This is a genomic window from Maribacter sp. Asnod2-G09, assembly GCF_045063795.1.
GTDB lineage: Bacteria > Bacteroidota > Bacteroidia > Flavobacteriales > Flavobacteriaceae > Maribacter.
Genome location: NZ_JBEFOA010000005.1, coordinates 1388793 through 1408459, shown reverse-complemented (window position 1 = coordinate 1408459; position 19667 = coordinate 1388793). Strand labels below are relative to the sequence as shown.

Annotated in this window: 22 protein-coding genes; 11 read left to right on the top strand and 11 right to left on the bottom strand. The window is 33.8% G+C overall.

Annotated elements, in window-relative coordinates; translation table 11 throughout:
- Positions 1-20 precede the first annotated feature (20 nt).
- On the bottom strand, positions 21-356 hold the full coding sequence (locus tag ACJJVT_RS18120) for a CCC motif membrane protein (protein ID WP_405400593.1): 336 nt from the start codon (positions 354-356) through the stop codon (positions 21-23).
- 145 nt (positions 357-501) lie between these two features.
- On the opposite strand from ACJJVT_RS18120, the gene ACJJVT_RS18115 reads away from it, so the two are divergent.
- Together ACJJVT_RS18115 and ACJJVT_RS18110 are read left to right on the top strand one after the other, a co-directional pair.
- The gene (locus ACJJVT_RS18115; RefSeq protein ID WP_405400591.1) at positions 502-1023 is read left to right on the top strand and encodes a 5' nucleotidase, NT5C type; all 522 of its coding nucleotides are present in this window, start codon (positions 502-504) and stop codon (positions 1021-1023) included.
- Positions 1024-1080: 57 nt separating this feature from the next.
- On the top strand, positions 1081-2421 hold the full coding sequence (locus ACJJVT_RS18110; RefSeq protein WP_405400589.1) for a hypothetical protein: 1341 nt from the start codon (positions 1081-1083) through the stop codon (positions 2419-2421).
- Between the two features lie 65 nt (positions 2422-2486).
- On the opposite strand, the gene rpmA is transcribed toward ACJJVT_RS18110, so the two are convergent.
- The 3 genes from rpmA to ACJJVT_RS18095 form a co-directional block, all read right to left on the bottom strand.
- The gene (gene rpmA, locus ACJJVT_RS18105) at positions 2487-2747 is read right to left on the bottom strand and encodes a 50S ribosomal protein L27 (protein WP_073240841.1); all 261 of its coding nucleotides are present in this window, start codon (positions 2745-2747) and stop codon (positions 2487-2489) included.
- Positions 2748-2787: 40 nt separating this feature from the next.
- Positions 2788-3453: a 50S ribosomal protein L21 gene (gene rplU / locus ACJJVT_RS18100; protein ID WP_405400587.1), complete on the bottom strand. Its 666-nt coding sequence runs from the start codon at positions 3451-3453 to the stop codon at positions 2788-2790.
- Positions 3454-3550: 97 nt separating this feature from the next.
- Positions 3551-4006 carry a DUF4199 domain-containing protein gene (locus tag ACJJVT_RS18095; protein ID WP_405400585.1) on the bottom strand — a complete coding sequence of 152 codons (456 nt, stop codon included), beginning with the start codon at positions 4004-4006 and terminating at the stop codon, positions 3551-3553.
- A 184-nt stretch (positions 4007-4190) separates the two neighbouring features.
- Between ACJJVT_RS18095 and ACJJVT_RS18090 the strand changes: the two genes are divergently transcribed.
- Both ACJJVT_RS18090 and ACJJVT_RS18085 read left to right on the top strand, forming a co-directional pair.
- Positions 4191-5513, top strand: coding sequence for a M16 family metallopeptidase (locus ACJJVT_RS18090; RefSeq protein ID WP_405400584.1), 1323 nt, complete (start codon positions 4191-4193; stop codon positions 5511-5513).
- An 8-nt stretch (positions 5514-5521) separates the two neighbouring features.
- Complete coding sequence (locus ACJJVT_RS18085; RefSeq protein ID WP_405400583.1) at positions 5522-7594, top strand: M16 family metallopeptidase; 2073 nt, start codon at positions 5522-5524, stop codon at positions 7592-7594.
- A gap of 72 nt (positions 7595-7666) precedes the next feature.
- Here ACJJVT_RS18085 and ACJJVT_RS18080 read toward each other — a convergent pair whose 3' ends face one another.
- Both ACJJVT_RS18080 and ACJJVT_RS18075 read right to left on the bottom strand, forming a co-directional pair.
- On the bottom strand, positions 7667-8410 hold the full coding sequence (locus ACJJVT_RS18080; RefSeq protein WP_405400582.1) for a head GIN domain-containing protein: 744 nt from the start codon (positions 8408-8410) through the stop codon (positions 7667-7669).
- A gap of 68 nt (positions 8411-8478) precedes the next feature.
- Entirely contained in the window at positions 8479-9369 is an 891-nt protein-coding gene (locus ACJJVT_RS18075) for a DMT family transporter (protein WP_405400581.1), read from the bottom strand.
- A gap of 155 nt (positions 9370-9524) precedes the next feature.
- On the opposite strand from ACJJVT_RS18075, the gene ACJJVT_RS18070 reads away from it, so the two are divergent.
- Together ACJJVT_RS18070 and ACJJVT_RS18065 are read left to right on the top strand one after the other, a co-directional pair.
- Positions 9525-9878 (top strand): heavy-metal-associated domain-containing protein, encoded by a 354-nt coding sequence (locus ACJJVT_RS18070; protein ID WP_405400580.1) that lies wholly within the window; start codon positions 9525-9527, stop codon positions 9876-9878.
- Position 9879: 1 nt separating this feature from the next.
- Positions 9880-10302, top strand: a complete 423-nt coding sequence (locus ACJJVT_RS18065; protein WP_405400578.1) for a hypothetical protein — start codon at positions 9880-9882, stop codon at positions 10300-10302.
- Positions 10303-10314: 12 nt separating this feature from the next.
- Here the strand turns inward: ACJJVT_RS18065 and ACJJVT_RS18060 are convergent, their stop codons facing one another.
- The 5 genes from ACJJVT_RS18060 to mutY are packed head-to-tail and all read right to left on the bottom strand — an operon-like array spanning position 10315 to position 14718.
- Positions 10315-11262, bottom strand: coding sequence for a pyridoxal-phosphate dependent enzyme (locus ACJJVT_RS18060; protein WP_405401058.1), 948 nt, complete (start codon positions 11260-11262; stop codon positions 10315-10317).
- A gap of 9 nt (positions 11263-11271) precedes the next feature.
- Positions 11272-11832 carry a gliding motility lipoprotein GldD gene (gldD, locus tag ACJJVT_RS18055; protein WP_405400577.1) on the bottom strand — a complete coding sequence of 187 codons (561 nt, stop codon included), beginning with the start codon at positions 11830-11832 and terminating at the stop codon, positions 11272-11274.
- Positions 11822-13150, bottom strand: coding sequence for a gliding motility-associated protein GldE (locus ACJJVT_RS18050; RefSeq protein WP_405400576.1), 1329 nt, complete (start codon positions 13148-13150; stop codon positions 11822-11824). The genes gldD and ACJJVT_RS18050 overlap by 11 nt, the downstream gene beginning before the upstream one ends.
- A 20-nt stretch (positions 13151-13170) precedes the next feature.
- Complete coding sequence (locus tag ACJJVT_RS18045) at positions 13171-13641, bottom strand: single-stranded DNA-binding protein (protein ID WP_405400575.1); 471 nt, start codon at positions 13639-13641, stop codon at positions 13171-13173.
- A gap of 27 nt (positions 13642-13668) precedes the next feature.
- A complete protein-coding gene (gene mutY, locus ACJJVT_RS18040; protein ID WP_405400574.1) occupies positions 13669-14718 on the bottom strand; it encodes an A/G-specific adenine glycosylase in 1050 nt (349 codons plus the stop codon).
- A gap of 127 nt (positions 14719-14845) precedes the next feature.
- Here mutY and ACJJVT_RS18035 point away from each other — a divergent pair, with 127 nt between their 5' ends.
- The 5 genes from ACJJVT_RS18035 to ACJJVT_RS18015 all read left to right on the top strand — a co-directional run bounded on the left by ACJJVT_RS18035 (position 14846) and on the right by ACJJVT_RS18015 (position 19665).
- Positions 14846-15136: an HU family DNA-binding protein gene (locus tag ACJJVT_RS18035; RefSeq protein WP_027065813.1), complete on the top strand. Its 291-nt coding sequence runs from the start codon at positions 14846-14848 to the stop codon at positions 15134-15136.
- Positions 15137-15399: 263 nt separating this feature from the next.
- Positions 15400-16947, top strand: coding sequence for an Rne/Rng family ribonuclease (locus ACJJVT_RS18030; RefSeq protein ID WP_405400573.1), 1548 nt, complete (start codon positions 15400-15402; stop codon positions 16945-16947).
- Between the two features lie 89 nt (positions 16948-17036).
- The gene (locus ACJJVT_RS18025; protein WP_405400572.1) at positions 17037-18224 is read left to right on the top strand and encodes a tRNA modification GTPase; all 1188 of its coding nucleotides are present in this window, start codon (positions 17037-17039) and stop codon (positions 18222-18224) included.
- A 200-nt stretch (positions 18225-18424) separates the two neighbouring features.
- Positions 18425-19153 (top strand): DUF3667 domain-containing protein, encoded by a 729-nt coding sequence (locus ACJJVT_RS18020; protein WP_405400571.1) that lies wholly within the window; start codon positions 18425-18427, stop codon positions 19151-19153.
- A 35-nt stretch (positions 19154-19188) separates the two neighbouring features.
- Positions 19189-19665: a regulatory protein RecX gene (locus ACJJVT_RS18015; RefSeq protein ID WP_405400569.1), complete on the top strand. Its 477-nt coding sequence runs from the start codon at positions 19189-19191 to the stop codon at positions 19663-19665.
- The last annotated feature ends 2 nt before the right edge of the window (positions 19666-19667 follow it).

Genomic DNA, 19667 nt, shown 5'->3' with positions numbered 1-19667 from the left:
TCATATTGGCTACATTAAAATTAATAACCCCCAGAACTTTCCATACCTGCACTCCATCTTCTTACGAACTCTTCTGACCAGGCATCCCAACCTATTGTACTCAATGTCCAAATGGTAACACCGATTATAATTACATTTAAGATTATACCTATAATAGCTATAATTTTACTTTTCTTTATCGTAGAAAAATTACTGAAACTTTCAGGATTCATTATATAAATACCTTCAGATTTAGATGCTAAATAATAAGAAATAATTGCAGGTATAATACCAATACCACCAAAGCAACAAATAAAACAGCTTAATATAGCCAGCAGGTAAATAGTTAAAGAATTAGGTAGTTTTTTAATTTCCATACAATGCTTTAAAAAATTAATTATTTAAAAATATTAAATAAATTTTAATTTATCAATTGGTAAAATATCTATCGATTTACAACAACTTTTGGACTATCGCTTTTCTCTTAACCACGATTTTACGTACTTCGTTTAAAAAAATAATATGATACTATTTGTTGACATGGACGAGGTAATCGCTGATACCTATGGCGCCCATATAGAACTTTATAATGCTGAATTTAACGGAGAACTAACAAAAGATTTATGCTCGGGTACCGAAGTATGGCGTATGGTGCCAGAGGCACATCAAGATAGTGTTCGCAAACATGCCACTAGAAGAGGCTTTTTCAGAAATCTAAAACCCATTGCAGGCAGTCAAGAAATATTATCTCAACTTGCCGATAAGCATGAAGTGTATATTGCATCCGCCGCAATGCAGTTCCCAAATTCTTTGGAAGAAAAAAGTGAATGGCTAGATGAACACTTTCCTTTTTTACCTTGGCAAAATCGCATTCTTTGTGGTCACAAACACATTCTCAAAGGAGATATTTTAATAGACGATCGTAGTTTTAACTTAGAAACTTTTGAAGGCAGAAGCCTTCAATTCACCTCACCACACAATGTAAATACAGAAGGTTTTGAACGTGTTAATACTTGGTTCGAGATTGGGGAGAAGTTGTTGTAACTACTTTAAATTATTTATATTTAAAGTGAATCACTTTGTTAATTACATTCTTACCCTATGGCTCATCCTAAAATTAAGAACACAATAACAGTTACAGATCAGTATGGCGAGCAGTTAAACCTATCTAAAAGGCAGATTCTTGAAATTGATGAACTCACCTATAAGCAGCTTAAAGATTATGCATGGAGTATTGATCCTGATTATGATGAAAAAATAGAACGCTGGCGCTATTATAAGGCCATTTACAGAAAATTAAATGTTAAACAAAGAAGTCAATTTAGAGAAATAAAACAAAAGTTAAAAAGTAATTACGAAAAACAAGATTTTGAAAAAAGAAGATTTGAAATCAAAAAAAAGGAATACGCTTCTTTAAAACTGAGCGACAATGAATTAGTAGAACTTCAAGAAATACTTCAAAAAAGTCAATGGGAAACGAGTGATAAATCTGGCTATAAAGTAGAAGATTATACAGTAAACCATAGACGTAAAATATATTTAAAAATAGCCCATGAAAAATTAAAAACTTTTCTAAACCAAGAACAATTAAAAGAGTTTTATAAGGTAGATCAATTAAATGAAGATTGGATTCTAAAAGGTCAAATAGAATTGATAGTTAATATGAATGAATCTCTAAATTTAACAAACGAGCAAGCCGAGCTAATTTATAATTACAGAGAAAACAAAACCAGTAAAGATTCTAGTGGAGAAATTTTGAGCGAGTTTGAAGAATGGGAATTAGAAAAATCTTTTAAAAAATCCATATTAAGCGAACAACAATTTAAAAAATATATAGAATGGCAAGAGCATAATGAAAAGCTAAGAATCTCTTATTTCGATGATGAGAACAAAGGGAAAATTCAAAAAATAAAAGAAACTGAGAGTTATTTAGATTACCTAATCAAACAACACTTACCAGTTTTATGTAATTGGCGAGAAACTATTGAAAAAGAGATTCCTAATAATATTAAGTTAGAACTAGAAATTTTACGGAATACTTATCAAAACGATTTAAAAAAAACGTTATCGGAGCATTTAAAAGCTCACAAAAGACATAAAAGAGATTACGTACCGAAAGGAGAAATTCTTATAAAGCTAGAACTCAAACAACGAGCACTTATACCTGGGGTGTATTCTCTAAATAAAAAACAAAAAACTCTTATCAATAATCTTTCAAAAAAATTGATTAAACTAATCGACAATAAACAAATAGAATTAAAGGATTTATATATTAAAAAGCATAATTTTTATATTGACAATTACGAAGAACATGGTGGTACTTACGGAGGTTCCTTAACGGTTATCCGGAACAACGAGCCGAATACTAACATTGAATTAATCAATACCCTACTTCTACATCCACAACCCTCCAAGAATATAGAATTTTCTGACTCTATTTAAAATAATAGAATAAAAAAAACCCTCTTCATTACTGAAGAGGGTTTTTTTAATAATTTGCTTAAAGCTTATGCTTCAAAAGGCTCTATGGAAACAAATGATTTTCCACCAGCTTTTTTAGTAAACTTTACTAAACCATCTACACGTGCGTGTAATGTATGGTCTTTTCCTGCGTAAACATTTTCACCAGGATTGTGTCTTGTTCCTCTCTGTCTAACAATAATGTTACCAGCGATTGCAGCTTGACCACCAAAAATCTTAACTCCTAATCGTTTTGATTCTGATTCTCTACCGTTTTTCGAACTACCTACACCTTTCTTATGTGCCATTGTCTAAGGTTTTAAATTTTATTATACTTAATGGTTTAGCTTATTTAGCTACACCACCATCTAATTCGTCTTGCCATTTCTGTAACTCATCCCATTTACCATCAGCAGCTAATTGTGCTTGCTTAGGCCAAGTGTCAGTTACGTGATTTCCACGAACGTCAGCAATAATTTCAGAAATTTTAGCTGCGTCTGTTTTTGCTAATTCAGCAAAAGTAGAAATACCTGCATTGTTTAAGGTCTCAGCGATTTTTGGTCCGATACCTTCAACTTTTTTCAAGTCATCAGCTTTACCTGTAGCTTTTTTAGCTTTTGGCTTTGCTGCAACTGGTGCTGCTTTTGCTTCAACTTTTTTAGCCTTTGGTTCAGCTTTTTTAGTTTCTGCTTTCTTAGCTCCTTTAGAAACAATTGACTCGATTACAATCTCTGTAAGAGACTGACGATGTCCATTTTTCTTTCTGTAACCTTTACGTCTTTTCTTGTGAAAAACGATTACTTTGTCACCTCTTAGGTGTTTAACGACTTTAGCCTCTACTGCGGCTCCGTCTATAGCCGGGGCGCCGATAGTAACGTTCGATCCATCAGCCAAAAGAAGTACATTGTCAAAAGTGACTTTTTTACCCTCTTCTACCTGTAAACGGTGAACGTACACTTTCTGGTCTTTTGCAACTTTAAATTGCTGCCCTGCCATCTCTACAATTGCGTACATATTGTTAAATGTAATGATTAAACCTGATGGATTTTTTCCATAGGCGGGTGCAAATATAGTTGTTAATCGTGAATTTACAAGTGTTTTTTTACGAATTTTACACACTCTTCATACTTCTAGTGTTCGAAGTCTTAAATAGTTGCATAAAAGATAGCGTTAATACCAAGCTTGTCGTAAAACCCATTACTGCAACCACTAAAAACACGATAGCCTCAAAACTACGATATGTATTAGCCCACTTGGTAGATAATTCCTCTAAAAAGCCCGGCTGTAGCTCTGTTGAATACACCGCAAAAAACAAGGTAAATATTAAGGTTGCCACTCCACCAGTAATTAAACCTGCCATAAATCCGCCAGCATACGTAAAATCATCTGCCTTTTTTATTTTGTAGTATTTAATAGCTTCATAAATGGCAAAGCCTGTTATTACAGCATTAAATAGACTATAAAACACATTTACATGTAGCCCAAGTAATGATAAGATTAAAAAATAAGCGATCAAAGAGCCACTGGCAGCGACGCCAAATCTAATTGGTAGAGCATAGTTATTCATAACGAGTATATTTTTTTGTTTAGACTTTTAATATAAACAATAAACAACTATTAATTCAATTTAATCTGTTAAAGAATACTTATATTGAAGATTGTTCTTACAAATTATTTTTTTTGTGTAACATTTTTATAAAATCACATACTAACAAAACAGAACAATTAAACACTAACCTAAAATAGTTTAAATGAAAATGAAATTACTACTGGTTTCGGCAGTATCCTTTTTTGGATTTGCCGGACTCGCACAAGAGGTCGCTTTTGAAGAGTACAACTTAGACAACGACCTTCACGTTATTCTACACCAAGACAATACCGCACCTATTATCTCAATTTCGGTTTTATACCATGTTGGATCTAAAGATGAAGATCCAAAACGAACCGGATTTGCACATTTTTTCGAACATCTTCTTTTTGAAGGCACCGAGAACATTAAAAAAGGACAATGGGATAAAATAGTCTCTTCTAATGGCGGATCAGGTAATGCTACCACCAATGAAGATAGAACGTACTATTATGAAGTTTTTCCTTCCAACAACCTAGAACTAGGACTTTGGCTAGAATCTGAAAGAATGCTTCATCCTGTTATCAATCAAAAAGGGGTTGACACTCAAAATGAAGTTGTTAAAGAAGAAAAAAGACTTCGTGTTGATAATTCACCTTACGGTAAATTCATTGAAAACATAAAGAGAAACCTTTTTAAAAGCCATCCTTATAAAGAAACGGTAATCGGTAAAATGGCAGATTTAGATGCCGCTACTTTAGATGAGTTCATTGCTTTTCAGAAAAAATTCTATTCTCCGAACAATGCAGTATTAGTTATTGCTGGCGATTTTGAGAAAGAAAATGCCAAAAAATTAATTTCAGATTACTTTAAGGATATCCCGAAAGGAGCAGAAATTGCAAGAAACTTTCCAAAAGAAACTCCTATAACATCAGAAATTAACGCAAAGGCTTACGACTCTAATATTCAAATACCGGCTACTATGATTGCTTATAGAACTCCCGGTCTAAAAAATAGAGAAAGCCAGGTACTAGAAATGATTTCTACTTATTTATCTGACGGACCATCTTCTAAACTTTACAAGAAAATGGTTGACGAAGAAAAGCAGGCCTTACAAATTGGCGCTATACCGGTAACCTTAGAAGATTATGGTATGTATATCGTTTTTGCACTTCCTGTGGGCGAGACTAGCTTAAGCACACTTAATACCTCTATTGAAACAGAAGTAGAAAAATTAAGAGATGGACTTATTTCTGAAAATGATTATCAAAAATTGCAGAACAAGTTTGAAAATGAATTCGTAAACAGTAATTCAAGTGTTGAAGGCATCGCTAGTTCTCTAGCTGAATACTATATGCTTTACGGTGACACTTCTTTAATTAACAAAGAAATTGAGGTTTATAGGTCTATTACAAGAGAAGAAATTAAAGAGGTCGCCAATAAGTATCTAAAACCCAACCAAAGATTGGTTCTAGAATATTTACCTGAACAAAATACTGCAAACTAAAAATAACTATGAAAAATACATATATATTACTACTAACATTATTCTCCTTTTTCGCTGTTCAAGCACAGGTAGACCGTACAGTTATGCCCAAACCAGGACCAGCACCTGAAATTAACTTAGGAGAACCGCAATCTTTTAACCTCAATAACGGATTAAAAGTATTGATAGTCGAAAACCATAAACTACCAAGAGTTTCTATGCAATTATCAATTGATAATCCGCCAATTTCAGAAGGTGACAAAGCTGGTACTGCTAGTTTAACTGGTAGTCTTTTAGGGCTAGGATCTAAAAATATAACGAAAGAAGCCTTCAATGAAGAAATCGATTTTTTAGGAGCAAGACTATATTTTAGCTCTCAAGGTGCTTACGCTCAATCTCTTTCTAAATACTTTTCTAGAATGATGGAACTTATGGCAGACGCAGCTATTAATCCGAATTTTACTCAAGAGGAATTTGACAAAGAAAAAGACAAACTTATTACCGGATTAAAGTCTGAAGAGAAAGTAGTTTCTTCAATTTCTAGTAGAGTTCAAAGAGCATTAGCCTACGGTAAAAATCATCCTTATGGAGAATTTACTACCGAAGCTACAGTAAACAATATTACTCTTGGTGATGTTGAAGAGTTTTACCGAGAGTACTTTGTACCTGCTAATGCCTATTTAATTGTTATTGGTGATGTAAATTTTGAAGAAGTGAAGACTTTAACAGAAACCTATTTTACATCTTGGACAAAAGCCGTGCCACCAAGTTTCTCTTATTCCCAGTCTAAGAACGTACCGAATACGCAAATTAACTTCGTTGATATGCCAAATGCCGTTCAGTCAGAAATTACAGTACAGAATATTGTAAACCTTAAAATGAAAGACGATGATTATATAGCTTCCCTTTTAGCCAACGAAATTTTGGGCGGGGGATCTGATAGTAGATTGTATTCTAATTTAAGAGAAGACAAAGGCTACACTTACGGTGCCTATTCTTCTATTGGTAACGACAAATATGGTCCTTCTAGATTTAGAGCATCTGCAGAAGTTAGAAATATGGTCACCGATAGTTCTGTAGTCGAAATGTTAAAAGAACTTGAACTTATTACCACTAAACCTGTAACCGATGAGGAATTAAAAAATACCAAAGCCTTATATGCCGGTAGTTTCATAATGGCACTAGAAGATCCAGAAACCATTGCGAGATATGCTTTGAATGTTGAGAAAGAAAATTTACCTAAAGATTTCTACAAAACATTCTTAGAGAAACTAGATAAGGTTAGCAAAGAAGAAGTAGAAAGTGCTGCTAAAAAATATTTCAACGTTGACAATGCCAGAGTAATTGTTGTTGGTAAGGGAAGTGATATTTTAGCCAACCTAGAAAATGTGGAGTTCAAAGGAAAAAAACTTCCGGTGCTTGCCTATTCTAAAACTGCCGACAGAGTTGATACTCCCGATTACAATGCCGCATTACCAAGTGATGTGTCTGCGCAATCCGTACTTAAAAAATATATTGAGGCAATTGGCGGAAAATCGAAATTAGAAGGTGTCAACACCCTAGCAATGATGGCCGAAGCAGAAATGCAAGGCATGAAGCTTAATCTAAACATCAAAAAAACATCTAGTGATCAACTAATGCAAGATGTACAAATGATGGGTAATTCGGTTAGTAAGCAAGTACTTAATGGTGATAAAGGCTATATGATAATGCAAGGGCAACGTAAGGATCTTGAAGAAAAAGAATTGCAAGCGATTAAAAAAGAATCTGCTCCTTTTACCGAACTTCAATTATTAAGTGACAACACCATTGCCCTAGAAGGTATGGAAATGGTTGGCGATAAAAACACCTACAAACTTAAAGTTGGCGAAAACAAATCTGCTTTTTATGATGCTGAAACCGGACTCAAATTACAAGAGGTTACAGTTACTGAAATGCAAGGTCAGCAAATTGCAAGTACTTCTAATTTTGAAGATTACAAAGAGGTATCTGGTATATTGTTTCCTTATAAAATAATGCAGACCGTTGGTCCACAGTCTTTTGAATTCATAGTTTCTGAAATCAAAGTCAATGACGGTGTATCACCTGCCGATTTTGAATAAATCCAATTTATTATACATAGAAAAACCCGCTAAATAGCGGGTTTTTTGTTTTTCAATTTCCAGGTTAAGTTCTTATCCTATTTTTCTGATTGTTGCTTCTCCGAAGATCAATCCCTTATCTACTTCTGGGTTACCAGTGTAGTTTATATTTGTTTCCCCATAACAGGTTACTTTCAATCTTTCAACAACATTTACCCTAAAATTACTTTCGCCATAAGCGGTAATTTTAGTTTCATCGGCAACCATACCTTCAGTGTTTACTTCGCTTTCCCCATAAGCTCTAAATACTTGGCGAGCAACAGTACCTTCTCCAACTTCTAAGTAGCTACTACCATAAATTGATACTGTTAATTCATCTATAGAAACCGAATCAAAGTACACTTTAGCTTCTCCGTATAGCGACATTTTAAAATCATCGGCTGTGAATAAATTTTTGCAACGTACAATTTCTTCCCCACGTATCGATAAATTTTCAAGTTTTCTATAGGTAACCGTTACAGAAGCCATAGTACCATTGTATAGCGATTTGCTACCACGCCATTGATCCGTTGAAATTCGTTCAGATTTGGTTACCACCTTAGCACCATCTAAGTACAAACGCAACGTTCTACCTTCTACTTCTACATTTATTTTATCTAACGATATTTTTGCATTGTCTATCACAACACTTTCTTCTTCACCTTCAATAAGATTTAATTCTATATGCGGACTAACAATTAATTTATCGAAAGATTTTACGTTGAATGTTTTTTCTTGAGCCTGTATACCGCCTACAACAAAGGTTACTGCAAGTAGCGTAAATATGATTTTTTTCATGATTTTCAGTTTTTTGATTAATTCTATAAAAAGACAACCATAAATAGCTTTTGTTACAGTACGCCTAACTATTTTTCCAGAACTATCACTTTTTTTCTATTTACCAGCCAAACACCAAATAAGATAATGAGTCCGCCCAAGAGTTGTAGAATACTAATATTTTCGCCATCTAGAAAACCCCATAACACTGCTACAAGCGGAATTAGATACGTTACTGATGCAGCAAATACAGGACTAGATAATTTTATTAATTTATTGAATAGGATATTCGCCAAAGCCGTACCTAAAAATGCCAATGCCATTATATACCAGACTGCCTCATGCATAGCACTATTACCAGAAAACTGTTGAAATACTCCCGTATAAATCAATATAATCAATGCCGGAAAAAAAGCAACACCGAAGCTAGCCGTTGTAACAGCCAAGGGCGTTAAATGAGACAAATACTTCTTAATGATGTTGATATTAAAAGCATAGCCCAACGCAGCAATAATTATAAATAAAGAATACCAATAATTCTGATTTACATTATTCTCCATACCCGCAGCAATAAGCACTATAGTACCAAAAAGACCTATCAAAACCCCCAACACCTGTCTTCCTTTAAGCGAAAGTCCGAAAAGCGCTATACCCACCAATGTTGTAAACAAAGGTGCTACAGAGTTTAAAATAGACGTAATACCACTACTAATTTCCATTTGTGCCAAGGCAAAGAAAAAAGGCGGAAAAAATGAACTGCACAACCCTGCGATACCCACCCATTTCCAATCGGTTTTCGAAAGTGTCTTCAAAGATTTAAAACCTAGAACAAATAATAAGACAGATGCAAATACGATTCTTAATCCACCTACTTGAAGTGGCGTATAACCAACTAAAGATCTTTTTATAAGTATAAAAGAAGAACCCCATATAAGCGATAGAATTACTAGGTAAATCCACTTTTGATCAATATTCTTCAATTCTTTTAGTTTACAGCAAAAGTGGGGTTTTTTCTAAAAAATACAACTAGTTACAGACTAATTTTTACTATTGATTAGATAAACCATTTTACATATTTGGTATCTTTACCTTATAATAAGGTTTGCGCTAACAATGCAACCATCACTTCAATGTTATGAAATTCAAAGTATTATTTCTATTTGTGACCATATTCACATTAGCAACCAATGTTTCATTCGCTCAAGAAGATGACGCTTTACCTGATGAAATTATAAACAATATCCCGAATACCGTTTTGGTTAATATAGAGGGTATGGCCTGCCAAGAAGGTTGTGCAGACAAAATCTCATCAAATTTAATGGAAACCGAAGGTGTAGTTTCTTCAGAAATTAGTTTTGAAAATAAAAACGGACTCATAACTTTTGACCCTACAATTATGACTATTGAAGATATTAAAGCTGTTATTACCAATACTAAAGTAAAAGATTACACGTACACAATAACTTCAATTATTCCTCAAGAAAACTAAAATGAAAAATATACTTTATACACTTGCCATAGCTACATTAATTACGTTCACTTCTTGCAAAGAAACCAAGAAAGTAGATGAGCCTTCAAAAATGGAGAATGTAATGAGCATACATGATGAGGTTATGCCAAAAATGGGAACTTTAGGAAAGTTAGTTGGTCAGTTAAAACCAATGGCAGATTCTTTAGGAGCCGAGTCGGTTGAAGCAAAAGCAATGAAAGACCTTCAAGAAGCCAATAGATCGATGATGGATTGGATGCAAGGTTTTGGTGATCGTTTCGATTCGGAAGAAATAATGAACGGTAAAGAACTTTCTGATGAAAAGAAAGCATGGCTAAAAGAAGAGGAAGAGAAAGTTCAACAAGTAAAAGAGAACATCAATTCCAGTATAGAGCGTGCTGAAGAGATTCTAAGCAAGCAATAAAAACAAGGTGTTTTAAAAAGGTAAATTAGAAAGGTCTACATTACCACCAGAAATTATAACTCCTATTTTTTTATTTTGAAAAACTTCTGGCTGCTCTTTTGATTGTTTCAAAACTGCAGCCACTGTTACCGCACTAGAGGGTTCTATGATAATTTTCATACGTTCCCAAACTAATTTCATAGCAGCAACTATCTCATCTTCGGTAATTCTAACGATACCACTTACCAGTTCTTTTATAATAGGAAAATTCTTGTCACCCAACATCGTTTTTAATCCATCGGCAATGGTATTAGTGGTTTCATTACTTTCTATTTTACCACTTTGTAATGAGCGGTAGGCATCATCTGCCTCAAATGGCTCTGCACCATATACTTTACAATTGTTTCCAAAATATTTTGACGCCAACGCCGAACCAGCAATGAGTCCGCCGCCACCTACCGGGCAAAATATAAAATCTAAATCAGGTTGTTTTTGAAGCAATTCTAACGCAGCTGTACCCTGCCCTAAAATAACATTTGTATCGTTGGATGGATGCACGAAAGTAGCTCCTGTTTTTAATCCTATTTGATCAGCATACGCCTGTCTTGCCTCTACTATAGGCTCGCACTCATATATTTTACCGCCATACTCTCTAACCCCTACTTTTTTGACTTCTGGGGCTGTATTTGGCATCACAATATGTGCTGTTACACCAACACTCTGTGCTGCCAACGATAAAGCTTGGGCAAAATTACCCGACGAATGTGTTACTACACCGTTTTTCTTTTGCTCTTCTGATAATTGCAAAATAGCATTGGTAGCACCGCGCATTTTATACGCTCCTGCTCTTTGAAAATTTTCGCACTTAAAAAAAACTTGAGCACCTACCTCTTTATCAATTAATCTTGAGGTTAAAACAGCTGTATCGTAAACAAATGGAGCTATTCGTTTATGACAATCTAAAAGTTCTTGTTTTGTCATCATTCATCTCTATTTTTTCCAACGAAGTGTTTCTATGATTCCCCTAATGTCATTTTGAAGATACGACGCTGCAGGTAGAATTGAATCATAATTAGGTTTTGTATAGAAATACACAGAACCGGTTAAAAAGTGCTCTGTACTATCGGTGACGAAAAATTGAGATTGCGAAGCTGCATTACCTTGTACCTCAAATAAAGCACCATATATTTTATTATCCGGATTTACGTATGGTTGCTCTACAATGTTATCTGCCTTAGCAGCATGTTCATAGCTAAGTCTTTTAGAATCATTAATTAATTGATCCAAATTACCATCAATCTTTTTATAGCTTAGAAAAATAGCACCTTTCATTTCAGGATATGAAATGGTATAAGCTTGATCGCCATTAGGTTCGGCATTTGCCAGTTGATTGTACTTAAAACTAAAGTTCTCAGTTTCTAAATCTGCCAATTTACCCTGCGGATATTCTAATCGCATTTTAGCCTTAGGCTTAGGAAGCGTAGGTTCATTATTACAACTAACCATTAAAAGGAATACTACTAAAAATCCAACGAACGACTTACTCTTCATGTGGCAAGGTTACTTTTATTTGTTTTAATCTTTTTTTATCCATTGCCTCTACAACAAAGGTAAAAGACTCAAATACTATTTTCTCTCCACGTCTTGGAAAACTGCCTGCCTTTTCTAAAACAAAACCAGCCAAGGTTTCTGACTCCCCTTTGTTCTCTTCAAAGATTTCGCTATCCTCTAATTTAATAACCCTATAAAAATCTTTAAGAGGCGTTTTTCCTTCAAAAACATAATTAAAATCATCTAATTTCGAGAAAATCAAATCTTCATCATCGAACTCATCACTTATATCACCTACAATTTCTTCAATAATATCTTCTAAAGATACCAAACCAGATGTACCACCATATTCATCTACAACTATTGCCAAGTGATTCTTCTTCTCTTGAAACTCACCCAATAAATCATCTAACTTTTTATTCTCAGGTACAAAATATGGCTCCCTAATCAAGGTCATCCAATTAAAGGTTTTTCGATCTAGATAAGGCAACAAGTCTTTTACATACAAAACACCTTTTACAGTATCGATATTCTCCCCAAAAACCGGAATTCTAGAATACCCGTTCTTCTTTATTTCTCCTAAAACTTCAGGAAATTTCATTTGCTCATTAAGGGCAAAAATATCTATTCGAGGTCTCATAACTTGCTTGGTATCTGTATTACCAAAGGTTACAATACCTTCTAAAATCTTTTTCTCTTCTTTAGTAGTATCGCCATGAGAGGTTAAATCTAAAGCTTGTGACAACTGATCGACACTTAAACTTGATTTCTGCTTACCAAGCTTGTTGTATAAAAACAATGTACCTGAACGCATTGGCAAACTCAATGGCGAAAAAATAAAATCTAACACACGTAACGGGTAAGCCATTAAATGCGCAAAGCTCATTCTATTTCTGTTGGCATATACTTTTGGCAGAATTTCACCGAACATTAAAATAAGAAAAGTAGCGACCACGACTTCTAATAGAAAACGTACCGATACAACACCGAACAATACTTGATTTATATTTTCAAAAAGCGTGTCACCTATGATACTAAACAATAAAACCACGCCAATATTAATGGCATTATTCGCTATCAGTATAGTTGCCAATAATTTTTTAGGGCGCTCTAGAAGCTTAATTAAAATAGAACTTTTAGCAGATTTTTCGTCTTGTAACTCTTTAATTTCAGTTGTTGAAAGACCAAACATAGCCACTTCTGCTCCCGAAATAAGTGCAGAGCAAACAAGCAGTACGCATAGTACAACTATATTCATTGCAAAAACACCGTTTACAACCAATGTTGTCATTAATAACGGTAAGGGGTCTGGGTCCAATAGTTGCTATTTAAATTTTGTTAGAACGGTAAATCATCATCCTCATCTGGACTTGCAGATGCAGGTGCAGACGCTTTAGATGGGGCTTTATTTTCAATACTTGCTGGTTTCTGAGCAGCAGGCGCTGAACCTCCATTGTTTTGCATACCCTCTTTCTTGGTAGTCAAAAATGTAAATTCTTGCACATGAACTTCAGTTGAATATCTAGTATTACCATCTTCACCTTGCCATTGGCGATTTTTCAATCTACCCTCTACATATACCTTATCGCCTTTACTTAAATATTTTTCACAAATTTCAGCAGCTTTATTTCTAACTACCACATTGTGCCAATCTGTATTTGTAACACGTTCACCAGTAGATTTATTGGTATATGTTTCATTTGTAGCTATTGGAAATCTACCAATACTACCGCCTCCTTCAAAATAATGCATTTTAACTTCATCACCTAAATGCCCAATCAACATTACCTTATTTAATGTACCGCTCATAACTTAAAGATATAAAAATCAAAAGTACTAAAATTTAAATGCTTTGATAAAATCTGCGATTAAAACTGGCACCGGAAAATCGCTTATTTTTTCAACGGGAATCTTATCTGCAAAATCATCATTTATATATACTAACCAGAACTTTGTATGTAAGTGTTGATGCGACAACTTATGTACAATTGCATTTTCATTATATGCTAGCACTTCATTAGACTGCATATTAACAAGTACTTCTTTATACCTTATAGTAATATCTTCAATTTCTAATGCATTATCTGACTCTAGTAAAGGAAACTGCCATAGATTCTGCCAAATACCTTTACCGATTCTTTGATGTATACTTGTAAATTGATTCCCTTCAGCATCCTTATATATTGGTATAAGAAAATTGAAGTATCGATTACGCACTTTTGTCTTCTTCAACTTTACTGGCAAAGCATCTACCAAGCCTTTTTCTAGAGCAACACAACTATCATTTAAAGGACAATGCAGGCATAAAGGCTTTTTCGGGGAGCATTGTATAGCACCAAACTCCATAATACCTTGATTATAATCTCGAATATTAGCGGGATCCATGACTTTTTGAGCCAAGCTTTTAAAATATTTAATACCCTCTGTACTATTAATAGGTGTGTCTATACCATAGTATCTAGAGAGTACACGATACACATTTCCGTCTACTACGGCTTGTGCTTCATTGAAACAAATAGACGAAATAGCACTTGCAGTATAGTCGCCGACCCCTTTCAGTGTTAAAAGTTTCTTATAATTATCAGGAAATTTACCATCATACTGCTTGACCACCATTTTTGCAGCTGCATGAAGATTTCTAGCTCGTGAATAATACCCGAGTCCTTGCCAAAGTTTTAAAATTTGCTCTTCATTTGCATTGGCAAGATCATAAACAGTGGGAAAATTTTCTACAAAACTCAAGTAATACGGGGTCCCCTGAGCTACACGAGTCTGCTGAAGAATAATTTCTGATAGCCAAATTTTGTATGGATCAGTACTCTCTCGCCATGGTAAACTGCGCTTATTTTCATGATACCAATCTAAAATTTTACTCGAAAATGACATGCTATTCTATACTAAGTGATAAAAGTAGCAGTTTATACACTTAAAATTAACCCATTAGAAAGAAAGATTGAATTTAATTTATATATTTGCAACCCGAAAAAACATACAGAAAATCTAATATTGAAAGATGACGAAAGCGGAAATTGTATCGAAGATCTCAGATAAGCTGGGAATTGAAAAAGGAGATGTACAGGCAACTGTTGAATCTTTTATGGAAGAGGTAAAAACATCATTAGAAAGTGGTGATAATGTTTACCTAAGAGGTTTTGGTAGTTTTATCATTAAAACTAGAGCCGAAAAAACCGGTAGAAATATTTCCAAGAACACAACTATTAAAATACCCGCTCACAACATTCCAGCATTTAAGCCTGCAAAGGTTTTTGTAGAAGGAGTTAAGAGCAACGTACACGTAAAATAATTAATCTTAAAAAAAGAACTTTATGCCAAGCGGTAAGAAAAGAAAGAGACATAAGGTAGCTACACACAAGCGCAAGAAGCGTAGAAGAGCTAACCGACACAAGAAAAAGTAGTTTTAATAACTACTTTTTCTTTTTAAAATACGTTCATTGACATAGAGATCCAGAATTCGGATTTCGGCAAGTACATCTGTATTTGTCTATGGTATTGTTTAATCAGTTCGTTCCCTATTTTAATAGGCGATGCGACTAAAAATATATTCAGGTGAATAGAGAATTAATCGTAAGATCTAGTTCCCAATCTGTTGACTTTGCCTTGTTAAAGGACGGAAAACTCACTGAACTGCATAAAGAAGAAAATAGTAACGACTTTTCTGTAGGCGATATTTTTCTTGCCAAAATCAGAAAGCCGGTAACTGGGCTTAACGCAGCGTTTGTAAACGTTGGTTATGAGAAAGATGCATTCTTGCATTATCATGACCTTGGTCCACAGTTGTCTTCTATGCTTAAGTTCATAAAACAAGTGAGTACAGGAAAACTAAATGATTACACTTTAGGAAATTTCCCGACCGAGACCGATATTGACAAAAATGGTGTTATCACCGATGTCATAAAAGCGAACCAATCATTATTGGTTCAAATTGTAAAAGAACCTATATCTACTAAAGGACCAAGAATTAGTTCTGAGCTATCAATTGCCGGACGCTACTTGGTAATGGTTCCTTTTTCTGACCGTGTTTCCGTATCTCAAAAGATAGCGAGCAAGGAAGAAAAAGACAGGTTAAAAAGACTCGTTAGAAGCATTAAACCTAAAGGTTTTGGTGTTATCATTAGAACAGTCGCAGAAGGACAAAAAGTTGCAGAACTGGACAAAGATCTAGAAAACTTGCTGAACAAATGGACAGCAATGTGTAAAAAATTACATCGTGCTCAAACACCATCAAAAGTATTCGTAGAACTAAACAGAGCATCTTCTATTTTAAGAGATGTATTTAATGATAGTTTTACCGGTATACATGTAGATGACGACACCTTATACAATGAAATTAAGGACTATGTGTCGGAAATTGCTCCTGAAAAAGAGAGGATCGTTAAGCACTATAACACCAACGTACCTATTTTTGAAAAATTTGGTATTGAAAGACAAATTAAAACGTCTTTTGGCCGAACTGCCGCAATGAGCAAAGGCGCCTATTTAATTATAGAGCATACAGAAGCACTTCATGTAATAGACGTAAACAGTGGTAACCGATCTAACAAAGCCAAAAACCAAGAAGACACTGCCCTAGAGGTAAATCTTTTGTCCGCATCAGAAATTGCAAGGCAATTACGCCTTCGTGATATGGGCGGAATTATAGTTGTAGATTTTATCGATATGGTAAAACCACAACATAGAAAAAGGCTATTTGAACATCTTAGAGATGAGATGAAAGATGATCGTGCCAAACACAAAATACTACCTCCTAGTAAATTTGGTTTAATTCAGATTACCCGACAAAGGGTACGACCTGAAATGAATATTAAAACAACTGAAGAGGACCCTAACAATGCAGGGAAAGAGGTGGAAGCACCTATTGTTTTAATAGATAAAATTACATCGGACCTTGAAAAACTCCTTAAAGGACCTGCAAAAGACAATAGTATAACACTAAATATACACCCGTTTATAGCAGCCTATATAACAAAAGGTTTTCCATCAATGAGAACAAAATGGTTCTTAGAATACAAAAGATGGATTAAAATTCAACCACGTGATGCGTATACGTATCTTGAATACCGTTTTAAAAACAAAGACGGCAAAACAATATATTAATGAAAAAAGCGATTTCCTTACGGAGTCGCTTTTTTTGTTGCTAAAAATGAATGAAGCATATTAACTAATCTTAACCATTTCAATTGAAGATGAAAAAATATCTATCTGTATTTCTATTGACTTTTTTGAGTTTTAACACCTTTGGCCAAATTACTTTTGAACCAGGATATATTATTGATAATTCTGGAGAAAAGATAAATTGTCTTATTAAGAACAACGGCTGGAAAAACAACCCTACAAAATTTGAATATAAAATTGATTCCAATGCTGAAGTTCAAGAAGGTGGAATCCATAACATAGCCGAATTCTCTATTGAAAACGGAAAAAAGTACACAAGAAAAGAGGTGAAAATAGATAGGTCTAAATCGATTCTTAAAAGATTAAGTAAGATAAAAGAAGCTAAATTAACCCAAGAAACCTTATTTCTTGAACAGCTAGCCGAAGGTGATGCAAATTTATTTTACTATGAAGATAGTAATCTAATAAGATTCTTTTACAACCTAAACAACGCTTCTACAACACAATTAATTTATAAAAAATACCTCACCGAAAACAATCGCATTGGAGAGAACACTGAATATAAAAAACAATTGTGGGATGACTTAAAATGTGGAAATTTATCTCTTAACGATGTTAAATCTACTGATTATAGAAAGTCTGAATTACTTTCGTTTTTTACTTTATACAATCAATGTAAAAATCCTAACTATATAAACTCTACCACCTCACAAAACAATAATAAAAACGTATTTAACTTAGGCATACGTGCTGGTTTAAATTCTGCTTCTATGGATTTTAAGTCACCTCAATCAAGTACTAACTTTGAACTTGAAAACAACTCAAGTATAAGATTTGGTGTCGAACTAGAAGCTATTTTGCCTTTTAACAAAAACAAATGGTCATTGTTTATCCAACCTATGTATCAAACTTTTGAAGGTGAAAAACAATTTGAATTTCAAAAGGTCTCTGTAGATTACAAATCAATTGAAACTTCTGTTGGGGTAAGACATTACTTTTTTCTTAATTCCGATTCTAAAATATTTTTAAATTCTGCATTTCAAATTGACACAGCTTTAGATTCTAATATAGATTTTGAATCTAGCAGCGATTTTGAAATCGCACCTCGTACTTCTTTTAATTTTGGATTAGGTTTTGCTCACAAAAATGCTAGTATTAAATTGAACTATAACCCTAGAAGAGCATTGCTTAGTAACTATGCAGCTATTTCGTCTGATTACAAAGTGCTTTCTATAGTACTTGGGTATAACTTTTTATAATAGGTGATAATTTAAAGTAGTGCTGTATTGCACTAATATTAAAAACCTAGCGACCCTCAACAGGGTCGCTTTTTTTGTTTTAGGTTTTTATGTATTTTAACAATCAAATTCCTAATCAACCAAAGTAAATGTCTTGCAAAAACTGTTCTTCAACCCTTGTTAACCATTCCTTTTATTGTAATCAATGTGGTGCTAAAATTGTGAATGATAGATTATCTATTAAAGGGTTAACAACAGACCTTTCGAATAATCTTTTTGGTTGGGACAATAAATTTTTCTTTACCATAAAAAACCTATTATTAAGACCTCATGTTGTCTTCAAAGAATATCTTGGCGGCACAAGAAAGCGCTATATGAATCCTTTTACCATTCTAGGATTAACAACTGCAATAGCAATATTTTTATTTAATTTTTTCGCGGACCAATACCTAGCTCTCAACCTCGAATCAAGTAAGCAATCAATTTCCATGATGTCAAATATAATGGAGAAACAAATAGGAGAAAATTTTGACAAAGTAGCATATGAAAAAGAAGTTCTAGAAATTAATACTAATGCAAGTTCATTCATGCTAAAGTATTTCAACTTGTTAGTAATTTTATTAATGCCACTTTATACCTATATGGCTTTTCTTGTTTACCGAAAACCTTATAATTATGCCGAACATTTGATAATTAATTCTTACATACAAAGCATATCTTTTATAGTTACATCTATAATCTTTACAGTTTCAGTTTTTACATCGCCATCTGTTTATCTTATAACAGTATTCTTTTTAGTTTTTTATTATACGTATGCTTATGGAAAACTTTACAATTTAAGCGTTGCAGAATCAATTCTTAAAGTTTTACTATTTATAGCTATCCTTGTAGGGACTATTATTGTATTTTTTATTTTATCCTTTGCTTTTGGTTATATTTTTGCAGCGTAATCATCTTTATTTTAAATGTTATTTAAACATCAGATTTGAACCAAAAAACTAAAGGCTATACCGTTCAGGAAGCCACAAAAAAGATAGAAAGCTACTGTGCTTACCAAGATCGTTGCCATAAAGAAGTGGTTTCGAAATTGAAAGACATGGGTATGATCCCATTAGCCGTCGATACTATTATTGCCCAGCTTATTGAAGACAGATTCTTAAATGAAGAACGCTTTGCCAAAAGTTTTGCTCGTGGTAAATTCAATATTAAAAAATGGGGTAAGAATAGAATTGTTAGGGAGCTGAAATTCAGAAATATCTCTAAATACAATATTACCACCGCCCTGAAAGAAATTGAACCAGAAGCTTACTTGACAACTTTAGATGATTTAGCTCATAAAAGATTGCAACAAATTACAGAAACCAATATTCAAAAGCGGAGAAAAAAATTAGCCGATTACCTTTTATACCGTGGTTGGGAAAGTCATTTAGTGTATGAGAAAACATTTGAGCTTATAAAATAATA

Coding starts and splice junctions, on each gene's coding strand:
- ACJJVT_RS18095 (WP_405400585.1), bottom strand. CDS start 4,006: ATGAATAACTATGCTCTACCAATTAGATTTGGCGTCGCTGCCAGTGGC.
- ACJJVT_RS18070 (WP_405400580.1), top strand. CDS start 9,525: ATGAAATTCAAAGTATTATTTCTATTTGTGACCATATTCACATTAGCA.
- ACJJVT_RS18115 (WP_405400591.1), top strand. CDS start 502: ATGATACTATTTGTTGACATGGACGAGGTAATCGCTGATACCTATGGC.
- ACJJVT_RS18060 (WP_405401058.1), bottom strand. CDS start 11,262: ATGACAAAACAAGAACTTTTAGATTGTCATAAACGAATAGCTCCATTT.
- ACJJVT_RS18090 (WP_405400584.1), top strand. CDS start 4,191: ATGAAAATGAAATTACTACTGGTTTCGGCAGTATCCTTTTTTGGATTT.
- ACJJVT_RS18080 (WP_405400582.1), bottom strand. CDS start 8,410: ATGAAAAAAATCATATTTACGCTACTTGCAGTAACCTTTGTTGTAGGC.
- ACJJVT_RS18045 (WP_405400575.1), bottom strand. CDS start 13,641: ATGAGCGGTACATTAAATAAGGTAATGTTGATTGGGCATTTAGGTGAT.
- gldD (WP_405400577.1), bottom strand. CDS start 11,832: ATGAAGAGTAAGTCGTTCGTTGGATTTTTAGTAGTATTCCTTTTAATG.
- ACJJVT_RS18120 (WP_405400593.1), bottom strand. CDS start 356: ATGGAAATTAAAAAACTACCTAATTCTTTAACTATTTACCTGCTGGCT.
- mutY (WP_405400574.1), bottom strand. CDS start 14,718: ATGTCATTTTCGAGTAAAATTTTAGATTGGTATCATGAAAATAAGCGC.
- ACJJVT_RS18035 (WP_027065813.1), top strand. CDS start 14,846: ATGACGAAAGCGGAAATTGTATCGAAGATCTCAGATAAGCTGGGAATT.
- ACJJVT_RS18025 (WP_405400572.1), top strand. CDS start 17,037: ATGAAAAAATATCTATCTGTATTTCTATTGACTTTTTTGAGTTTTAAC.
- ACJJVT_RS18065 (WP_405400578.1), top strand. CDS start 9,880: ATGAAAAATATACTTTATACACTTGCCATAGCTACATTAATTACGTTC.
- ACJJVT_RS18110 (WP_405400589.1), top strand. CDS start 1,081: ATGGCTCATCCTAAAATTAAGAACACAATAACAGTTACAGATCAGTAT.
- rpmA (WP_073240841.1), bottom strand. CDS start 2,747: ATGGCACATAAGAAAGGTGTAGGTAGTTCGAAAAACGGTAGAGAATCA.
- rplU (WP_405400587.1), bottom strand. CDS start 3,453: ATGTACGCAATTGTAGAGATGGCAGGGCAGCAATTTAAAGTTGCAAAA.
- ACJJVT_RS18085 (WP_405400583.1), top strand. CDS start 5,522: ATGAAAAATACATATATATTACTACTAACATTATTCTCCTTTTTCGCT.